This window comes from Microvirga pakistanensis, assembly GCF_004458765.1.
In the GTDB taxonomy this organism is placed as follows: Bacteria; Pseudomonadota; Alphaproteobacteria; order Rhizobiales; family Beijerinckiaceae; genus Microvirga; species Microvirga pakistanensis.
The window spans coordinates 321,681-340,568 of the sequence record NZ_SPJX01000167.1 but is presented as its reverse complement, the minus strand read 5'-3'; the positions used below and the strand labels follow the sequence as shown (position 1 = coordinate 340,568).

Below are 18,888 nucleotides of genomic sequence, written 5' to 3'. Positions count from 1 at the left end.
CTGGCAGGAAATCCAGCGCTCCATGGTCGACCAGCTCTCCGAGGGCATGACGCTCAAGCCCGCCGTGAAGTACCAGAAGGTCGCACAGACCTTCGGCGTGCCGCGGGATAACCACTGATGTTTTCGCACGCTTGGGAGCGCCATCATGGATAGGCTGAGAAACAAGGCCGCCCTTGTGACCGCAGCAGGGCAGGGGATCGGACGCGCCATCGCGGAGGCTTTCCTCCGCGAGGGGGCGCGGGTCTGCGCAACGGACCTCGACGAGACGAAGCTCGAAGGTCTTGAAGGTGCAACCCGGCGAAGGCTCGATGTCCGTTCGCGTGCTGCGGTCGAGGCCCTCGTTCAGGAGGCCGGTTCTTTCGACATTCTGGTGAATGCGGCAGGATACGTTCACCACGGCACCGCGCTCGAGTGCTCGGAAGAGGATTGGGATTTCTCGTTCGATCTGAACGTGAAATCCATGCACCGCACGATCAGGGCCGTTCTGCCGGGCATGCTGGAGAAGGGCGCCGGATCCATCGTCAACATCGCCTCCGGCGCATCGTCCGTGCGGGGCATCCCGAACCGCTACGTGTACGGCGCCACGAAGGCGGCCGTGATCGGCCTCACCAAGGCGGTGGCGGCCGATTTCATCCGGCAGGGTGTCCGGGCCAATGCGATCTGCCCCGGCACCGTGCAATCGCCGTCGCTGGATCAGCGCATCGCGGATCTGGCGGCAAGCTCCGGCCACAGCATCGAGTCCGTGCGCCAGGCCTTCATCGACCGTCAACCCATGGGGCGCCTCGGCTCGCCGGACGAGGTCGCGGCACTTGCCGTCTATCTAGCCTCCGACGAGGCGAGCTACACGACCGGCCACATCCACCTGGTGGATGGAGGGTTTGCACTCTGAGGGATAGCCTCGACCCTTGAGTTGACGTAACAGACTCTCTCGTTCAGATGCTGACCGGCCCGCCGTGCCTTGTCGAGCCAGGAGGCCGCTTGCTCGTGCCGCCAGTCCAGCTGGAGCGCAGCTCGAAAATCGCTGACGGCTTGATCATACTGGCCGAGGTAAAGCAAAATTCGACCGCGGGCGATGTAATATCTAACTAGAGAATTATTGTCTCCCGGTTTGGTCATGATGAACTTCAGTGCCAATCTCAGGATGAGTTCCGAGACCGCCTTTTTATACTGAGAAATCCTTTTGTGAGCATTGGACATCGTTTATCTCCAAGGATCTATAGTGATTTTGTACCATTCGGCTTAGCGGGCTAACCGCTTTTCTTCATTGGAAATTGGCATCGTGCTTCCGTTGCGGAAATCGGAAAAGCGAACGACTTGTCGAAATCGCGCAGAAAACCTTATGATTTAAGGGATTGCGGTCGAATGGCTGCGTGAATTGGAACAAGGTATCGCAGCATGGCCGATAACTCCTCGAAGTCCAATTCGATTGCTCAAAGTAACAATGTTTTCGATTTTTCGCTGCGATCACCCAATCTCGACGAGATCGAAGATCTTCTCTTTCGATATGTGCGACGTCACAAGCTGAATACCACGTCCCGTGTCCGGGACGTCGACAGCAAGCTCAACGTTCATGGCCAGGGTGACTTCGCGGTCTTTACCGTCGGCTATGGAGCCGATTTGACGGTGCACATGTATCCCGGAGATGCCAACGACCGAGTGGCGTTCGTGATGGCAGGAAGCGGTGCCGGGCAGCTGGCGATGAGCGGACAAGAATATGCACTGACGGCCGAGAAGGGTGTCGTGTTTCCGTCCGGGCCGGAAGTCTTTCTGCGCTATGGAAGCAATTGCGAGACCCTTGCGGTTGTGCTCAACACCCATAGGCTCGCGGAGCAATGCGGGAAGCTGCTGGGGTATGAGATCGAACAGCCACTCGAGTTTGACAGGCGGTTCTCCCTGGAGAGCTCCGCCGGGCAGAGCTGGATGCGGCTCGTCCGCTACGCGGCCGACGAGTTGAGCCAGCCCCTCTCGTTGACCCGGCAGATCCCGGCTGTGGCACAGCAGCTCGAAAGCATGGTGGGGCTCGCCCTGCTGCTCGGCCATTCCCATACCTACTCGGATGCGCTGCTGCGCCCGCAATCGGCGGCGGCTCCGTACTACGTGAAGCGGGCGGAAGCCTACATCGAAGCCCACTTTGCCGAGCCGCTGTCCCTGGCCGACATCGCGGCCCAGGCAGGCGTGAGCGCGAGGAGCCTGCAGAACGGGTTTCAGAGTTTCCGCCACATGACCCCGATGGCGTTCCTGCGGCAGGTGCGGCTGCGGCGGGCGCAGGAGGCGCTTGTGCGGGCGGATCCGGCCTTTGCAACGGTGACGGAGATCGCGTTGAGATGCGGCTTCAGCCACATGGGCGAGTTCGCCAGTCTTTACAAACGCGCCTTCGGCGAAACGCCCCGGCAGACATTGTCGAGAACGGTCCATCCCTGAGACCCGGTAAGCATCCCAATCGGCCGGGGGCTCGACCTCTCTATGGCTTGGATCGCCTGCCATCCCAGGGCGTCTCCGGCACGGCCGTCAGAGGCCCGCGCCCCTCGAACCACGCGACGAGATTGTCGGCGACGAGTTGGCCCATGGCGTTGCGGGTGTGAACGGAGCCCGAAGCGATATGGGGCAGGAGCACCACGTGCTCCATCTCGATCAAGTCCTGCGGAACGCGCGGTTCATCCTCGTAGACGTCGAGACCCGCGGTCAGGATCGTGCCGGATCTCAAGGCTTCGATCAGGGCGCGCTCATCGACCACGCTGCCGCGCGCCACATTGATGAGAACGCCGTTGGGACCGAGAGCCTTCAGGACATCCGCATTGATGAGATGCCTGGTGCCAGCGCCGCCCGGGGTGATTACGATCAGCACGTCGCAGGCTTCGGCGAGGCCGACGAGGGTCGGATGGTAGGGATAGGCGACACCCTCCTGCCGGCTGCGCCCGTGGTAGGCAATGCTGACATCGAAACCTTCCAGGCGCTTCGCGATGGCCTTTCCGATGCGCCCGAGGCCGACGATGCCGATGTTTCGCTCGCGCAAGGTGGGCGAGAGGGGGAAGGGTGCCTTCAACCAGCGGCCTTCGCGCAGGTAGCGGTCCGCCTGAGGGATCTTGCGCAGGGTGGCGAGAAGCAGGCCGAGCGTGAGATCCGCCACCTCGTCGTTGAGCACGTCGGGCGTGTTGGTGACGATGACGTTCCGTTTTGCGGCTTCCACGACATCCACGTTGTCATAGCCGACGCCGAAGCTCGACACGATCTCGAGATTGGGCAGGCGCTCGAACAGGGGGGCCTCCATGCGGCCGTAAAGGGTGCTCGTGGCGACGCCGCGAATCCGGGGACCGATCTCGCTCAAATAGGCTTCGCGGTCCTCATGCTCCCAAAGCCGGTGCAGATGGAACGCCCTGTCGAGCGTATCGGCGACCACAGGCATCATCGGAGCGGTCATCAGGATTTCGGCTTTGCTCATGGTGCTTTCTCTGGTCCTCAGCCAATCGTGCAGCGCGATGCGGGCCCCCGGCGGAAGGCTTCATCGACGAGGCGAGCCTCCCGCTGAAGGGCTGCTTTCACATCCTGGGGCAGATCGAGCCAATGGCAACCGCGGAGGGCGGCTTCAAGCCCATAGAGGGCGTTGAGGCTGACATGGCGCGGAAGCATGAACTTAAGGCGGCGGTATGCCTCCACGGCGCCGACGGCCCTGAGATCGGATACCGTGCGGATACCAGCCTCCTCCAACCGGCCCTGCGTGACGGGGCCGATGCCCGGAAGGCTGCTGATGGGCGCATCGCTCATACGGACGGATCCGGCTCCTGCTGCTTCGTGCGGTCACGATAAGGCAAGTTCCGGCCGGACGCGATAGACCGCGCCGTTTCAGCGCAAATGAGCTTGGGATGGCTCAGGCGGTCGCGGTGAGCTCGGGTTCGTCGGCGCTCAGATCCTCGAGATCGTCCTCGGCCTCGAAGCCGCTCTGATCGGCTCCCGTGATGCCGGCGAGATTCTTGGCTGCCCGGCGCAGCAGCTTGCGGAGGCGCTTGCGGTCCTTGTTGTCGAAATCGGCGAGAAGCTCGGCCTCCACCTCGTCCCAGAGAGCGTCGATGGCGGCGGCCTTGCGCTTACCTTCCTTGGTCAGCTTCACGCGCACGACGCGCGCGTCTCCTGGTTCCGTGTGCCGTTCGACCAGCTTGAGGGAGGAGAGGCGCGACACGGTCTTGGAGGCCGTCGGCGGACGCACGCGCAGCATGGCCGCGAGATCGCCCATGGTCATGGGGCCGGAGCTGGCGAGGGCCTGGAGGACCTGTTCCTGACCCGCGAAGAGACCGAGTTCGGAGAGCTTGTCGCCCGTGCGGCTGCGATGGAGGCGGGCTGCTTGGACCAAGGCCCAGCCGACGCTTTTCACGCCCGGGTGAATGACGTCCTTGTCCATGCGATGCCCCTCTGGTGCGATGACGATAGCATCATGAGCAGGAAGTCATGACGTTTCGATGACAGATCTGTTGCCGTCAACAGATCTCCCATCACGCCTCCCGGGGCAGAGCGCTTTCGTGCCAGTGCCGCAGCAGGACCGTGGTCAGAGCGCTCAGGGCGAGAAATAGAGTAACGCCCATCATCGCCAAGAGGACGAGTGCCGCGAAGAGACGAGGGATGTTGAGGCGATACTGGCTTTCGATGATCCGATAGGCCAGGCCGGATCCCGCGCCCGCGGATCCGGCTGCCATTTCGGCGACAACGGCGCCGATGAGGGACAGGCCGCCCGCGATGCGCAGGCCCGCAAGGAAAGCGGGCAATGCCGCGGGGCCGCGCAAATACCAGAGGGCCTTCAGGCGAGACCTGATCCGGGCTCTCCAACTCCGCTGCGCCGGAACGCCGTAGAGCCGGAACAGGTCCAGCAGGTTCCGGTCGACGGATTGAAGCCCCAGCATCGTGTTGGAGAGAATCGGAAAGAAGGCGACGAGCCAGGCGCAGGCCAGCACCGCGGCGTCCTGCGGCATGTAGATCAGCAGCAGGGGCGCGATGGCGATGACCGGCGTGACCTGCAGCACGACGGCGAACGGGTAAAGCGAATACTCGACGATGCGCGAGAGGCTCAGCGCCAGGGCCAATCCGACACCACCGACAACGGCAAGGGCGAGAGCGGCAAGCGTGGTCTTCAACGTCACCATGAGAGAAGCCGAGAGGAGCGACCAATCCGTCCTCATCGTCGCGGCGATCAGGCTCGGAGCCGGCAGGACATAGGCCGGGACCTCTGCAGCGCGCACATACACTTCCCATGCGGCAATCACTGTCACGAAAACGGCGAGCGGCAGGACGAGCTTGAGGGGATTGCGGATCATCCCAGCCTCCCGTCCGTCATGCTGCGCGTCAGAACCTGCGACACGTGCCTGCAAAGCTCGGCATAAGCGACACTCGTCCGGAAATCGCCATCACGTTCATAGGGGACTGCACCTGCGATCTCGGCGATGACCCGTCCCGGGCGTGGCGACATGATCGCGATGCGGTTCGACAGATAGGCGCTCTCGAAAACCGAATGGGTCACGAAAACGACGGTGCAGCGCAGTTCTCTCTGCAACCTGAGGAGATCGTCGTTCAACTTGAACCGCGCGATCTCGTCGAGCGCGGCAAACGGCTCGTCCATCAGGAGAAGGCGCGGCTTCACGCTGAGCGCGCGGGCAATCGAGACCCTCATCTTCATGCCGCCGGAGAGCTCGCGCGGATAGGCCTTCGCGAAATCTTCCAGGCCGACGAGAGCAAGGCTCTCCGCGATCAGGTCCCTGGCGTCGTGCCGCGAGACCCCGCGCAGGCGCAGCGGCAGCCACACATTGTCCGCCACACTGGCCCAGGGCATCAGGGTCGGCTCCTGGAACACGAAGCCGATCTCGCCGCGATGGTCCGCATCGATGGCGCCCGGCCAGAGGACGGCTCCCGATGTCGGCTCGGCGAGGCCCGCGATGAGGCGCAGCACCGTCGATTTCCCGCAGCCCGACGGGCCGAGGAGGGAGAGAAAGTCGCCCTCGCGGACATCCAGGGCGAACCGGTCGAGCGCCGTCACTCCGTTGGCGAAGACTTTTGCCACATGGTTGAGCGAGACGAGCGGGGGAGCGTTCATGGGGTGCGCGGCGCTTGGGGCGTGCCGATAGCGGCTACTTCTTCAGCTCGAGTCCTACGCCCTTGTTGACGAACCGGAGCGTGTAAGCCTTCGTGTAGTCGAGATCGGGCTTGAGGAGGCCAGCCTTCACCATCTTATCGAAGAAATCCTTCATGCGCGCATCCGACATCGCGCCGATGCCGTGCCGCTGCGCATCGCCTGAATCGACGATCCCGTGCTCCTTCATCTTCGCGACCGCATAGGCGATGATCTCGTCCGTCATCTCCGGATTGTCGCGCTTGATGAGCGCGTTCGCCAATCGGTTGTCGCCATAGAGATAATTGTACCAGCCGATGGTGGAGGCATCGACGAAGCGCTGCACGAGATCGGCGTCCCTCTCCACTACGTCGCGCCGGGTCTCGACAGTGGTCGAATAGGTGCTGAAGCCATGGTCCGCGAGCAGGAACACATTCGGCTTGAAGCCCGCGGCCTTCTCGATCACCAGCGGGTCGGAGGTCGCGTAGCCCTGCTGCACCGCCTTGGGATTGGCCAGGAAGGGCGCCGGGCTGAAGCCGTAGGGCTTCACCTGCTCGTCCTTGAATCCGAACTCCGCCTTCATCCATTGGAAGAAGGTGGCAGAGCCGTCCTTCGACAGCAGGATGTCGTTCGACCCCTTGAGATCCTCGAACCGGTCGAGGCCCTGGCCCGGATGGCTCATCAGAATCTGCGGCTCCTTCTGGAAGTGGGCGGCGACCACCACGGTCGGGATGTTTTTCTCCACGGCCGAGAAAGCCTGGATGAGGTTGCCCCCCATGTAGAAATCGAGCTTGCCGACGCTCATGAGCATCCGGTTGCTGGCGCGCGGGCCACCGGGCACGATGGTGACCTTCAGGCCGTATTTCTGATACGTTCCGTCCGCGAGCGCCTGGTAGTAGCCGCCGTGTTCTCCTTGCGCGAGCCAGTTGGTCCCGAAGGTGACCTCCCGCAGGGCCGGTTGGGCCGCGGCAAAGCCGATGCTCCAGCCGGAGACGACCATCACGAGCCCTGCTGCCCAAGCCTTCCTCATCGTACCCGTCCCTGCCTTGGCGCAGACGATCCCTGCGCGTTCAGGGCTCGGTTCTGCGCGGTTCCGGCGCGCTTGGCAAGCATCGGGCAAGGCGGAGGCCAGGGGCCGCGGATCACTCCACGGCCCAAGGATAGGTCCAGGTCTCCGTCAGCGCCCGGTTTCCGGCCCGCAGGAAGGCGCGCAGGTCCGTGGACTGGCCCGGTTCCAGCTTCACGTCGATGGCGGCCCGGAAGCCGTTGATATGATTGTTGGGCATGAGGAAGGTGTTGGTGATCTGGCCCGTGGAGGTGGATGGGACCAGCTGCACCTGATCGGGAGCATTGAAGTAATAGTCCAGCTCTCCGCCCGCGAAATCGATGATGAACCGGCGATGGGTGCGGTCGCTCGGCCCGTTCGAGCCGCTGGCGCGCGGCGGGGCCTGGAAGGTGTTGATCGCCTTTCCGCCCGGATGCATGGAACCGATGGCGGCCGCCGCCCGCAGCCGGTAGGAGAAGGTGACTTCCTGGCCGGGCTCGTAGGGCCGGTTGGGCTGCCAGTAGGCCACGATGTTGTCGTGCGTCTCGTCTGGGGTCGGCAGCTCGACGAGCTCGACCCATCCCTCGCCCCAATCGCCCACCGGCTCCACCCAATAGCCGGGGCGCTGGTGGTAATGGGCTTCGAGATCCTGGTAGTTCTCGAACACCCGATCGCGCTGCATCAGGCCGAAGCCGCGCGGATTCTTGTCGGAGAAGGATGAAATCGACTTGGCGCGCGGGTTGCGCAGGGGGCGCCAGATCCACTCGCCCGCGCCCGATTGCATGAGCAATCCATCCGAATCGTGCAGCTCGAGGCGGAAATCGTCCGTGGGTTTCCGGTCGTTCTCTCCCTCGAAGAACATCGAGGTGAGCGGCGCCAGACCGACGTTCTCGATGCGCTGACGCGGAAAGAGCGTGGCCGTGATGTCGAGAGTGGTCTCCTGCGACGGATAGATCTCGAAACGGTAGGCGCCTGTGACGGACGGGCTGTCGAGGAGCGCATAGACCGTTGCCCGCTCGCTGTTGGGCCTGGGCATGTCGATCCAGAACTCGCGAAAATGCGGGAACTCCTCCTGCTCCCCGCCTTCCACGTTGATGGCAAGTCCCCGCGCCGAGAGGCCGTATTTCTGATCCCGCCCGAGGAACCGGAAATAGCTCGCGCCCAGAAAGGCGATCAGCTCGTCGAGCACTTTCGGATTGTTGAGCGGATAGTGCAGTCGGAAGCCCGCGAAACCGAGGTTCACCGGCAGGGGCTTGTCGATTTTGTTGCGGCCGTAGTCGAACAGCTCGCGCTGGTAGGCGACCGGCGTGGGCACGCCTTCGCGGATGATGTTGACCGTCACGGGCCGCTGGTAAAGGAAGCCGAGGTGGAACAATTGCAGCCGGAACGGGCCGTTGCCGTTGGCGAGCAGCGCCCTGTCGGTGCGGAAGCGGATTTCGCGGTAATCGTCGAAGCTGAGCCGGTTGAGCGGCTCGGGCAACTGCCCAGGGGGGGCCTCGAACGGAGCGCTCGCCAGCTCCCGCGCCCGACGCACCACGTCCTCGAACTGAAACGGGTCGGGGGCCGGCACACCGTTCTGCGGCGCTTGCGCCGAGGCGTCCCCGCCCCAGGCGGAGAGCGCGGTGGCGGCGAGCAGGCTTTGCAGGAGGGTACGGCGGGAGAGATGGAGCATGGCGGCGAGACTGTCGGTCCTGAGTCGGTGAGAGGGAGGCGGCCCCGGGCAGGCCGCACCCCTTAGATGGTTGAGCGTGGGCCGCTTAATAGGGGCTGAATGGAAGCGTCGCCATCGCTCCTATGGCCCTAGGGTTAAAAAATTTCGTGGAAGGTTCGAAAAGGTCTTGTGATCCGGGGCGAATAGTCTTATTTCACCCCTGCCCAAATTCGCACGTGCCTGTGGTCGCGTGCCGGTTGGTGGGCATCCGGACAAGAGGCCGGACAGCCGCCCGAGAACGACCTAGTTCTCGACTACCCCTAACCGGCAGCCGGAGGCGAAACCGGCGCACCCCGTTCTCAACGGGGGACGTGGCTTAAAGCAACGACGAACGGGCTTTTTTGGTCTCGTTGGCCCTCCAAAGGTCAGCACCGAAGAGGCTTGTTTCTCATTGCCAGGCGTGCGGACGGGAGATCCCCATCCAATCCAAGGCAGCATCGTCGGGTGAAGAGCCCATTCGCGCTTGTCGTGTCTCCATCGCACGAAGCGGAATGCATCTTCCCTCGCTGACGCCGGACGGCAGAAGGCTCTGACCGTTCAGATTTCAATCCGGAGGCTTGAAGACCTCCATTGAACCTTTGGTGGGGAGAGCGCCATGACTGAGCGCATTCGTGAATTCCTGCGCACCCGACGTGAGGACGGCCCGTGCGTTGTCGTCGACCTCGATGTCGTGCGTGACAACTATTCCAAGTTTGCCCGTGCACTCCCTGACACGCGCGTGTTCTACGCCGTGAAGGCCAATCCTGCGCCGGAAGTGCTCAAGCTGCTCGCCGATCTCGGCTCGTGCTTCGACACGGCCTCGGTCGTCGAGATCGAGCTTGCGCTTGCCGCCGGCGCCACGCCCGACCGCATCTCCTTCGGCAACACGATCAAGAAGGAGCGCGACATCGCGCGTGCCCTCGAGATCGGCGTGCGCCTCTATGCGGTCGATTGCGAGGCCGAGGTCGAGAAAATCGCCCGCGCCGCCGCGACGGCTGGAGTCGATGCTTCCGAGGTGAAGGTGTTCTGCCGCATCCTGTGCGACGGCGCCGGCGCCGAGTGGCCGCTCTCCCGCAAGTTCGGCTGCGTGCCGGAGATGGCCGTCGACGTGCTCGAGCATGCGGTTCGCCAGGGTCTGGAAGCCTACGGCGTGTCGTTCCACGTCGGATCGCAGCAGCGCAACACGGAAGCCTGGGATCAGGCTCTCGGCTCTGCCTCGGCGATCTTCCGTGAATGCGCCGATCGCGGCATCCACCTGTCGATGGTCAATCTCGGCGGCGGCTTCCCGACGAAGTACCTGAAGACGGTTCCTCAGGTGGAAGCCTACGGCGAATCGATCTTCCGTGCGCTGTCGAAGCATTTCGGCAACCGCATTCCGGAAACGATCATCGAGCCGGGCCGCGGCATGGTCGGCAATGCGGGCGTCATCGAGGCCGAGGTCGTGCTCGTCTCGAAGAAGAGCCGCGACGAGGACGAGGTGCGCTGGGTCTATCTCGACATCGGCAAGTTCGGCGGTCTCGCCGAGACGATGGACGAGTCGATCCGCTATCCGATCCGCACGGAGCGCGACGAGGACCACATGGTGCCGTGCGTGCTTGCGGGTCCCACCTGCGACTCGGCCGACGTTCTCTACGAGAAGGAGCCCTACCTGCTCCCCGTCTCGCTGGAGATCGGCGACAAGGTGCTGATCGAGGGAACGGGCGCCTACACGACAACCTACTCGGCGGTCGCGTTCAACGGCTTCCCGCCTTTGAAGTCCTACGTGATCTAACTCACGTCCCGCCTGCCTCGCTGAGCGAGGCAGGCACCAACCTCACGGAAGTTGTCCCGGACGGCCGGCACGTTGTTCGTGCTGGTGCGAGGGCTGTCGCTCACCCCACGTCTTGGGAGGCCACGGCCATGATCACGATTCGCGAAGAATCCTTCCACGATGTCGAAGCACGCGAGGCGCTGCTCGACGCCTGCTTCGGGCCTGCGCGGTTCCAGAAGACCTGCGAGCGTCTGCGCGAGGGCCGCAAGGCTGCCGATGGCCTGTCGCTCGCCATCGAGCAGGACGGCGCGCTCGTCGGCACGGTGCGTCTGTGGCACGTCTCTGCCGGCCCGGACCGTCCGGCGCTCATGCTCGGCCCCATCGCCATCGATCCCGCGCTGCAGAGCCTCGGCCTCGGGGGAAAGCTCATGCGCGAGGCCCTGGGCCGTGCGGCCGTTCTCGGTCACAAGGCCGTGCTGCTGGTGGGCGATGCGCCCTATTACGAGCGATTCGGCTTCTCGACCGAGAAAACCGAATCCCTCTGGCTGCCCGGACCTTATGAGCGCCACCGCTTCCTGGCGCTCGAACTCGAGGCCGGTTATCTCGACGGTGCGCGCGGTCTCGTCTCCGCAACGGGCGCCTTCGAGGAGAAGGCGGACCTCGCCGCCCTCGTGGCCGCTGCCGTTCAGGGACAGCTGCCGGGCATGCGTCCGGCGGCCTGATCTCCATGCTTCACCGAGGGCCCGTCAGGGGACCCTCGGGTTGGGCAGCACGAAGGTGATGCCGGCTGCGACCAGAAGATAGGCGGCAAAGCCCAGGGCGATCGTTCCGAGAGCGATTCCGGCATCGAACAGCAGGCCGACGAGCCCCGGAGTGGCTGCGGACGCCACCACCATGATCGCACCGGCGAGTGCGCGGATTTTTCCCAGATGCTTGGTGCCGAAAAGCTCGGCCAGAACAGCCGCGATGATGACGTTGGTGGCGCCGGCAGACAGGCCGATCAACGCGAAGAAAACCGGCGCGAGGGTCGGACCGCTCGCGATTGCGAGGGCCGCGGATGCGAGAATGAGGCCTAGGAGATAAAAGTGACTCAGCCGAATCGCGCCGAACCGGTCGACAAGGCTGCCCGTCAACATCGCCACGGTGACGGAGACCAGCGCATAGATCGTGATGCTGCTCGCCAGCCATTCCAGGGGCCAACCCTCAAGGTCGGCGATGAGACGCTGATGAAAGAAATAGGCCGTCACGATGGCTGGGTATCCGATCATCGTCGGGACGAGAGCAAGGAAGCGCCAATCACGCAGGATATTGCTCCAGCTCGGCCCCGCGTCGGCAGCGCCGCCCGTGTGGACGGCACCGTCGAGATCCGGATCCTTCGGGCCGAGGAACAGGCTCAAGCCCCAGCCGAGACAAAGGCTGATCACGATGGCTGCCGCAGCGACGCGCCACATGCCGGTCCAGCCGAAGGTTGCGATCAGCACGATGACGATGGCGGGCAGAATGGCCTCGCCGGCCGGGAAACCGAGGGCTGCCACGCTTGTCGCCCGGCCGCGAATGCCGGACGAGAGCCGGGCGGTGCTCATCACGCCCGCATGGCTCGACATGCCCTGGCCGAAGAGGCGCAGCGCAAAGAGGCTCAGGCCCAGCATGACGATGTTGGGCGCAAGAGAAAGACTCAGCGCCGCAACGGCCAAGCCCACAAGGGCGATGGTGGCATAGAGGCGGATATTGATGCGGTCGATGACGGCGCCCAGCCAGATCATCAGCAGGCCCGAGCACAAGGTGGCCGTGGAGTAGATGAGGCCGAACGTGCCGTTCGTGAGCCCGAAGGCTTTGCGGATATCGGGCCCCGACAGGGAGATATAGAAGGTCTGGCCGAAGGACGACAGGAACGTCAGGGCGAAGCCGAGGCCAATCACGCGCCCGTGGCGCATGAGGAGTTCATGGAATTTCATCGGGCGGGAGCCGGGGTGGATGATCGTGACGCCTGATCATGGAGCCTTGTTTCCCAATGTCGAGGCCTAAATCCATGAGGAAAGCCGTTCTTATCTCCATGGCGGCCGCAATCCGCAGGGAAATTACGTTTGAGGCAAGGACGAAAGGCGCAGGCATTGACCCCGGGGGGCCCTCAATCCTAGATGCGCCCGGAACCGTTCTACCCGGAGACACCCTTTTCATCTCAAGCCTTCGTTAAGGAGAAGTATCGATGACCCATTGGCCCGTTCATGGCCGCATCACCGGCCCGATCGTCATGATCGGCTTCGGCTCGATCGGTAAAGGCATGCTGCCCCTGATCGAGCGGCATTTCGAGTTCGACAAGAACCGCTTCACGGTCATCGATCCGGTCGACACGGACCGCAGCATGCTCGACGTGCGCGGCATCACTCTGGTGAAGGAGGCCCTGACCCGCGAGAACTACCGCGGGATCCTGACACCTCTTCTGACGGAAGGCGGCGGTCAGGGCTTCTGCGTGAACGTGTCGGTGGACACGTCCTCCCGGGCGATCATGGAGCTCTGCCGCGAGCTCGGGGCGCTCTACATCGACACCGTGGCCGAGCCGTGGGCCGGCTTCTACTTCGACAAGAACGCGGGCCCTGCGGAGCGCACCAACTACATGCTGCGCGAGAACATCCTCGACGCACGTCGTGAATCGCCTGGTGGCCCGACGGCCGTGTCCTGCTGCGGCGCCAATCCCGGCATGGTGTCTTGGTTCGTGAAGCAGGCGCTGCTCAACATCGCCAAGGACACGGGGCTTGAGGGCGAGGTGCCGGCGACCCGCGAAGAATGGGCCGGGCTCATGCAGCGCGTGGGCGTGAAAGGCATCCACATCGCCGAGCGCGACACGCAGCGCGCGGAGAAGCCGAAGCCCATGGGCGTGTTCGTCAACACCTGGTCGGTCGAAGGCTTCGTTTCGGAAGGCCTGCAGCCGGCCGAACTCGGCTGGGGCACCCACGAGACATGGCTGCCCGAGAACGCCCGGACCCACGACAAGGGCTGCGGCGCGGCGATCTATCTGCTCCAGCCCGGCGCGAACACCCGCGTGCGCACCTGGTGCCCCACGCCCGGCCCGCAATACGGCTTCCTGGTCACGCACAACGAGGCGATCTCGATCGCGGATTACTTCACTGTGCGCGAGGGCGACAAGGTCGCCTACCGACCGACTTGCCACTACGCCTACCACCCGTCGAACGATGCCGTACTGTCGATGCACGAGATGTTCGGCAACGCCGGCAAGGTGCAGGAAAAGCACCACATCCTCACCGAGGACGAGATCGTTGACGGCGTCGACGAGCTCGGCGTGCTGCTCTACGGTCACGGCAAGAACGCCTATTGGTACGGCTCGCAGCTCTCCATCGAGGAGACCCGCAAGCTCGCCCCCTATCAGAACGCGACCGGACTTCAGGTGACCTCCGCCGTGCTCGCCGGCATGGTGTGGGCCCTCGAGAACCCGAATGCGGGCATCGTGGAGGCGGACGATATCGATTTCCGCCGCTGCCTTGAGGTGCAGATGCCCTATCTGGGACCGGTGAAGGGCTACTACACGGATTGGACGCCGCTGAACGACCGCCCCGGCTTCTTCCCGGAGGACATCGACACCTCCGATCCGTGGCAGTTCCGGAACATTCTGGTGCGCTGACATCGCACATCGTGGCCGGCCTTGAGCCGGCCACGCCGGTCTTCTAAAGCATCGGACCAAAGACGTGGAGGGCCCGGGCAGACCGGGCATGACGGAAACGGGAGACGTCGCGGTGCCTCATTTCGATGAATTCTACGCCAGCAAACTGCGCGGGGGCCTTGGCGTCGTCGATGCCGAGGCCGTTCTCGACCTGCGCGGCACGTCCCGCGAGCAGGCTTCCGCCTCGCTTCAGGACATGCTGGAGCGCAGCCGTTTCGCCCATGCCAAATCGGTGGCCGTGCGCCTCGACCCACCGCCGGAAGGGGGCGGCGAAACGCTGTTCCAGCCCGTCGGGAAGGCGTTGCTGGAGGCCAAGAAGCGCGGCTGGATCGACCGGCTCCAGACTCTGCCCGCCGGGGATGGACTGGGCTTTTACGTGGTGCTCGCCGGGAAGCCGGAACGGGGGGCCTAGGTTCACGCCCGCGCGGCGGACCGCGTACGGGAGCGCCGAAGGCTACGCAGGAACCCCGCCAGCAGCAGAATGCCGCCCCAGACCGCGAGGAAGCCGATGGCCGTGGCGAGCAAGCCCTCTTCCGTCACCGGCATGGCCGGCTCGAAATCCCGAAAGGTTGCTTCCATCACATCCCGATCGCCGTCGCGCGCCATGAGCGCGATGCGCGCGAAAGGACCCGCCTGCATCATGGTCTCGCGATGAGTCTGGAGCCGGCCGAGGCGCTCCACATTGCCCTGCATCGCGATGCCCTGTCGGCTCACGAGATCGTCGGGATTGGAGCGCAGCCGCGCGATGGCGCCTTCCTGCGTCTCCCCATTGGCCGCCGCATCCGCATCGAACCGCGCGATCACGCGCGTGAGCTCGTCGATCGTGCCGCCGAGGCGCTGGCGGTACTGCTGGCCATATTCCGGCCCCTGCGAGGCCGCGACGCCCCCGAGAAGTCCAAGCCCGAAGGCGACGATGCGAACGATCCGTGACACGCGTGAGGGCCTCCTCAGGGATCAAAGCACGGCAAGGATATCCTGTTCCGTGACTTCATCGAGAGGTTTCTGCACCTTCAGCGCCCGGGTCTTCTGCCCAGGCTCCATCACCAGGATGACGGTTTCGATGCCCGGGCACCCGGGATCGTTGCAGGCAATCTCGTTGACGGCGAGGGCCGTCTCTGGCGAAACCCGAAGCGCCGCGCGTGCGATCGCCTTGACACGCTCGATGGCCTCGCGGTCAGGTTTCGGGAGGCCGAAGGTCCCTCTCATGAAGGCGCCGAACAGAGCCATGGGCGACCTCATGGCAGGGTCAAAATGCCGGCCTGACCGTCCTCGCAACCGAAAGCGAGGCGCTTGCCGCCTTTGTCCCAGGCCATGGCCGTGACGCCGCTGCCCGCCACGGCGGCGCGCACGAGAAGCTCCGACGCATCGGCCAGGCGGATGAGCAGGATGCAGCCGTCCTCGTAGGCGACCGCCAGCACCAGGGTGTTGGGGTGGAACGCCACGCGGCTGACCTTCGCGGGACGCACGCCGCATTCGCGCGGCGCCTTGCCCATCGGGCCTTCCTTCGATTCGAAGGGCCAGATGATGGCGGCTTCCGCGCCGGACGTGGCCAGCCACTTGCCGTCATGCGACCAGGAGAAGGAGCGCGTCTTCGACGGGTAGCCGCTCATGCGCATATGGCCCTTGTCGGGGATCAGGCGCCAGCCGTGGAGGGCATTCTCCTGCATGGAGGTCACCACGAAGCGGGCGTCCGGCGACCAGGTCACGTCGAGATGCGAACCCTTCCAGTCGAGCACCTCGGGCTTCGCTTCCACGTTGGGAAACCACAGGGTCGCCCCGTTGTAATGCGAGATCGCAAGGCGATAGCCCTTGGGTGCGAAGGCGAGACCGCGGGCGGTGGAGGGCACCTCGAGCATTTTCTCGCGGCCCTTGTCGTCACGCGCGAAGACACGCTTGCCGGAGGCATAGGCGAAAGCTCCGCCGGCGCTGAGCGCCAGCGAGTCGATCCAGGCGCCCTTGGCCTCCGCGAGGGTCCTGGTGGAGCCGTCCGGCCCGGTCACGGCCACGCGGCCGTCGTCGCCGCCGGTCACGAAGCGCTCGCCATCGCTTGCTCCCACCAGAATACCGGCATCGGGATGGGCTTCCAGGCGGTGGGTCTCGCCGTCCTTCGCCAGCAGCACGCCGCCGTCTCCGAGACCGAAGGCGGCGGTGCCCTTCAGCCAGCCGATGGCGGTGACATGCGCGCCCGCAGCCACAGGCGCGATGCTTTGGGTCAAGGACGGAGCGGTTCCAGTACTCATCGAGGCGATCCCTTCAGGAGGGGTTCTCCATAGCATGGTTGCGGGGATGAAAGGCAAGGCGAGGTCATGGAGCAAGACCTCCTGGGCCCCGGGATAAGCCTTCCGGATCATGGCCGCCGTGATGACGGCGCCCGGCTCGATGGGCCCTGCCCAGGGAGGAGCGGTCGCCTCAAATCAGCGGGCAGCCTACAAGGCGACCTGTGAACGGCAGCAACATCACGGTGGAATGGCGGCAGCAGATCAGAGCCACCCGCCAAGCCTACATTCAGAATTGCCCCGCGAAGGCTGGGTTCGCCCCATGAGCCGTTCCCCGTATCAGGAGCAGGAAGGCTGCTCCTGATATGAGGGTCCCGTCAGGCCGCGCAGGCCAGGAACCCTTCGCGGATGGCCTTCTCGTTCAGGTCGCGGCCGATGAAGACTACCTTGGAGGTGTGCTTCTCGCCGGGCTTCCACTCGCCTTGCACGTCGCCGTCGAGGATCATGTGCACGCCCTGGAAGACGAAGCGCTTCGGCTCGTTCGGGAAGGCCACGATGCCCTTGCAGCGCAGGATGTTCGGGCCCTCGACCTGGGTCAGGTTCGAGATCCACGGCATGAACTTCTCGGGGTCGACCTCGCCATCGATGGCCACGGAAACAGACTGCATGTCCTCGTCGTGATGATGGTGATGGCCTTCCTCCAGGAAGTCGGGCTCGAGCTCGATGATGCGGTCCAGATCGAACGCCTTGCGGTCGAGCACTTCCGCAATCGGGATGGCGCAGTTCTGGGTCCGGTGGACCTTGGCGTAAGGATTGATGGCGCGGATGCGCGCCTCGACCTCGTCCAGCTGCTCGGGCGTCACGAGATCGATCTTGTTGAGAATGATCACGTCGGCGAAGGCGATCTGGTTCTTGGCCTCGGGCGCGTCCTTCAGGCGGTCGGACAGCCACTTGGCGTCGGCCACCGTCACAACCGCGTCGAGACGGGCGGTGTCCGACACGTCCTGATCCATGAAGAAGGTCTGGGCGACGGGAGCCGGGTCGGCAAGACCCGTGGTCTCGACGATGATGGCGTCGAACTTTCCCTTGCGCTTCATCAGGCCGTCGAGGATGCGGATCAGGTCGCCGCGCACGGTGCAGCAGATGCACCCGTTGTTCATCTCGAATACTTCCTCGTCGGCGCCGACAACGAGCTCGTTGTCGATGCCGATCTCGCCGAACTCGTTCACGATGACGGCATATTTCTTGCCGTGGGGTTCGGTGAGGATCCGGTTGAGAAGGGTGGTCTTGCCGGCGCCGAGATAGCCTGTGAGGACGGTAACGGGGATCTTGTCGGTCATCGGATGATTCCAGAAAGCAGAATTACAGGTGTCATCCCCAGGGGTCCGTCAGGACCGGAAAGGGAATCCATCGCGCGCTGCGCCATCGATTCCCTTCCCTCGCTTCGCTCGCCGGGAATGACACTCTGGCGGGCGGACGAGAAAGAACGGCTCAGCTCGACAAAGCCGCGCTGAAGGCTCTCATATTGTGTCTCATCATGCCAATGTAAGTGCCAGCGGGGCCGTTAGGCTCCGAAAGGGCATCCGAATAGACCCGGTCGCCGATCCTGGCTCCGGTCTCCTTGGCGATCCGTTCCATGAGGCGGGCGTCGGAGACGTTTTCCACGAAAACGGCGGCAATCCTTTCGCGCTTGATCTGCTGGATGATGCGCGCCACGTCCTTGGCGGAGGCCTCCGACTCGGTCGATACGCCCTGAGGCGAGACGAAGTCGATCCCGTACGCATCCTCGAAATAGCGGAAGGCATCGTGGGAGGTGATGATCTTGCGCTGCCCGGCCGGGATGCCTGCCACGAGGCCTTTCACCTCCGCTTCGAGGGCGTCGAGCTCGGCGAGATACCGGGCGGCGTTGGCCCGGTACTCGGCCTCGCCGCCTGCATCCGCTGCAATCAGGGCGTCACGGATATTGGCGACGTAGACCTTGGCGTTGCCGATGTTCTGCCAGGCATGGGGATCGACGCCGTGGCCATGGCCGTGATCGTGATCCTTGTGATCGTCATCCCCCCTGACCAGCTTCGCGCCCTTCGATGCCTCGACCCTGGTGGCTTTGGTGCCCGAGGACTTGACGAGGCGGTCGATCCAGCCCTCGAATTTCAGGCCGTTGGTGAAGACGATGCGGGCTTCGGTCAGGCGGCGCCCGTCGGCGGGCGTGGGCGAGTAGACGTGGGCGTCTCCGTTCGGTCCGACGAGGGTCGTCACCTCCACCCGCTCGCCGCCCACATTGCGCACGAAATCGCCGAGGATCGAGAACGTCGCCACGACCTTGAGCTTGCCCTGATCCTGTGCGGGAGCGGGCACGAGCGAGCCGGCGAACGCCAGCGAGCCTGCCAGCAGGGACAAAGCGGCTCTTCTGGTCAACATCATCA

Annotated in this window: 20 protein-coding genes; 6 read left to right on the top strand and 14 right to left on the bottom strand. The window is 64.3% G+C overall.

The window, feature by feature from the left end:
• Positions 1-145: 145 nt before the first annotated feature.
• Positions 146-889 (top strand): SDR family oxidoreductase, encoded by a 744-nt coding sequence (locus E4K09_RS07580; RefSeq protein ID WP_425293819.1) that lies wholly within the window; start codon positions 146-148, stop codon positions 887-889.
• On the opposite strand, the gene E4K09_RS31000 is transcribed toward E4K09_RS07580, so the two are convergent.
• A complete protein-coding gene (locus tag E4K09_RS31000; protein ID WP_425293821.1) occupies positions 841-1,116 on the bottom strand; it encodes a tetratricopeptide repeat protein in 276 nt (91 codons plus the stop codon). The two genes, E4K09_RS07580 and E4K09_RS31000, sit on opposite strands and share 49 nt — an antisense overlap.
• Positions 1,117-1,395: 279 nt before the next feature.
• On the opposite strand from E4K09_RS31000, the gene E4K09_RS07570 reads away from it, so the two are divergent.
• Positions 1,396-2,421, top strand: a complete 1,026-nt coding sequence (locus E4K09_RS07570) for an AraC family transcriptional regulator (RefSeq protein ID WP_134496133.1) — start codon at positions 1,396-1,398, stop codon at positions 2,419-2,421.
• A gap of 40 nt (positions 2,422-2,461) precedes the next feature.
• Here E4K09_RS07570 and E4K09_RS07565 read toward each other — a convergent pair whose 3' ends face one another.
• The 7 genes from E4K09_RS07565 to E4K09_RS07535 form a co-directional block, all read right to left on the bottom strand.
• Positions 2,462-3,439 (bottom strand): 2-hydroxyacid dehydrogenase, encoded by a 978-nt coding sequence (locus E4K09_RS07565; RefSeq protein ID WP_134496132.1) that lies wholly within the window; start codon positions 3,437-3,439, stop codon positions 2,462-2,464.
• Positions 3,440-3,456: 17 nt separating this feature from the next.
• The gene (locus E4K09_RS07560) at positions 3,457-3,762 is read right to left on the bottom strand and encodes a TfoX/Sxy family protein (RefSeq protein ID WP_134496131.1); all 306 of its coding nucleotides are present in this window, start codon (positions 3,760-3,762) and stop codon (positions 3,457-3,459) included.
• A gap of 103 nt (positions 3,763-3,865) precedes the next feature.
• On the bottom strand, positions 3,866-4,393 hold the full coding sequence (locus E4K09_RS07555; RefSeq protein ID WP_134496130.1) for a MarR family winged helix-turn-helix transcriptional regulator: 528 nt from the start codon (positions 4,391-4,393) through the stop codon (positions 3,866-3,868).
• A gap of 91 nt (positions 4,394-4,484) precedes the next feature.
• Positions 4,485-5,300, bottom strand: coding sequence for an ABC transporter permease (locus E4K09_RS07550; protein ID WP_134496129.1), 816 nt, complete (start codon positions 5,298-5,300; stop codon positions 4,485-4,487).
• Entirely contained in the window at positions 5,297-6,073 is a 777-nt protein-coding gene (locus tag E4K09_RS07545) for an ABC transporter ATP-binding protein (RefSeq protein ID WP_134496128.1), read from the bottom strand. The genes E4K09_RS07550 and E4K09_RS07545 overlap by 4 nt, the downstream gene beginning before the upstream one ends.
• Positions 6,074-6,107: 34 nt before the next feature.
• Complete coding sequence (locus E4K09_RS07540) at positions 6,108-7,118, bottom strand: ABC transporter substrate-binding protein (RefSeq protein WP_166802208.1); 1,011 nt, start codon at positions 7,116-7,118, stop codon at positions 6,108-6,110.
• A gap of 112 nt (positions 7,119-7,230) precedes the next feature.
• Entirely contained in the window at positions 7,231-8,805 is a 1,575-nt protein-coding gene (locus tag E4K09_RS07535) for an OpgD/OpgG family glucan biosynthesis protein (RefSeq protein ID WP_134496127.1), read from the bottom strand.
• Between the two features lie 634 nt (positions 8,806-9,439).
• Here E4K09_RS07535 and E4K09_RS07530 point away from each other — a divergent pair.
• Positions 9,440-10,594: a type III PLP-dependent enzyme gene (locus E4K09_RS07530; RefSeq protein WP_134496126.1), complete on the top strand. Its 1,155-nt coding sequence runs from the start codon at positions 9,440-9,442 to the stop codon at positions 10,592-10,594.
• 128 nt (positions 10,595-10,722) lie between these two features.
• Positions 10,723-11,295 (top strand): GNAT family N-acetyltransferase, encoded by a 573-nt coding sequence (locus E4K09_RS07525; RefSeq protein ID WP_134496125.1) that lies wholly within the window; start codon positions 10,723-10,725, stop codon positions 11,293-11,295.
• Between the two features lie 24 nt (positions 11,296-11,319).
• Here the strand turns inward: E4K09_RS07525 and E4K09_RS07520 are convergent, their stop codons facing one another.
• Positions 11,320-12,528: an MFS transporter gene (locus tag E4K09_RS07520; protein ID WP_134496124.1), complete on the bottom strand. Its 1,209-nt coding sequence runs from the start codon at positions 12,526-12,528 to the stop codon at positions 11,320-11,322.
• Between the two features lie 251 nt (positions 12,529-12,779).
• Here E4K09_RS07520 and E4K09_RS07515 point away from each other — a divergent pair, with 251 nt between their 5' ends.
• Both E4K09_RS07515 and E4K09_RS07510 read left to right on the top strand, forming a co-directional pair.
• Positions 12,780-14,210, top strand: a complete 1,431-nt coding sequence (locus E4K09_RS07515) for a homospermidine synthase (RefSeq protein WP_134496123.1) — start codon at positions 12,780-12,782, stop codon at positions 14,208-14,210.
• Between the two features lie 112 nt (positions 14,211-14,322).
• Entirely contained in the window at positions 14,323-14,661 is a 339-nt protein-coding gene (locus E4K09_RS07510) for a hypothetical protein (protein WP_134496152.1), read from the top strand.
• Positions 14,662-14,663: 2 nt separating this feature from the next.
• On the opposite strand, the gene E4K09_RS07505 is transcribed toward E4K09_RS07510, so the two are convergent.
• The 5 genes from E4K09_RS07505 to E4K09_RS07485 form a co-directional block, all read right to left on the bottom strand.
• Positions 14,664-15,182, bottom strand: coding sequence for a DUF2937 family protein (locus E4K09_RS07505; protein WP_134496122.1), 519 nt, complete (start codon positions 15,180-15,182; stop codon positions 14,664-14,666).
• A 21-nt stretch (positions 15,183-15,203) separates the two neighbouring features.
• Positions 15,204-15,476: a hypothetical protein gene (locus tag E4K09_RS07500; protein ID WP_134496121.1), complete on the bottom strand. Its 273-nt coding sequence runs from the start codon at positions 15,474-15,476 to the stop codon at positions 15,204-15,206.
• Between the two features lie 8 nt (positions 15,477-15,484).
• Positions 15,485-16,489, bottom strand: a complete 1,005-nt coding sequence (locus E4K09_RS07495; protein ID WP_134496120.1) for a WD40 repeat domain-containing protein — start codon at positions 16,487-16,489, stop codon at positions 15,485-15,487.
• Between the two features lie 353 nt (positions 16,490-16,842).
• Positions 16,843-17,805, bottom strand: coding sequence for a CobW family GTP-binding protein (locus E4K09_RS07490; protein WP_134496119.1), 963 nt, complete (start codon positions 17,803-17,805; stop codon positions 16,843-16,845).
• A gap of 151 nt (positions 17,806-17,956) precedes the next feature.
• Complete coding sequence (locus tag E4K09_RS07485) at positions 17,957-18,883, bottom strand: metal ABC transporter substrate-binding protein (RefSeq protein ID WP_134496118.1); 927 nt, start codon at positions 18,881-18,883, stop codon at positions 17,957-17,959.
• Between the last annotated feature and the right edge of the window lie 5 nt (positions 18,884-18,888).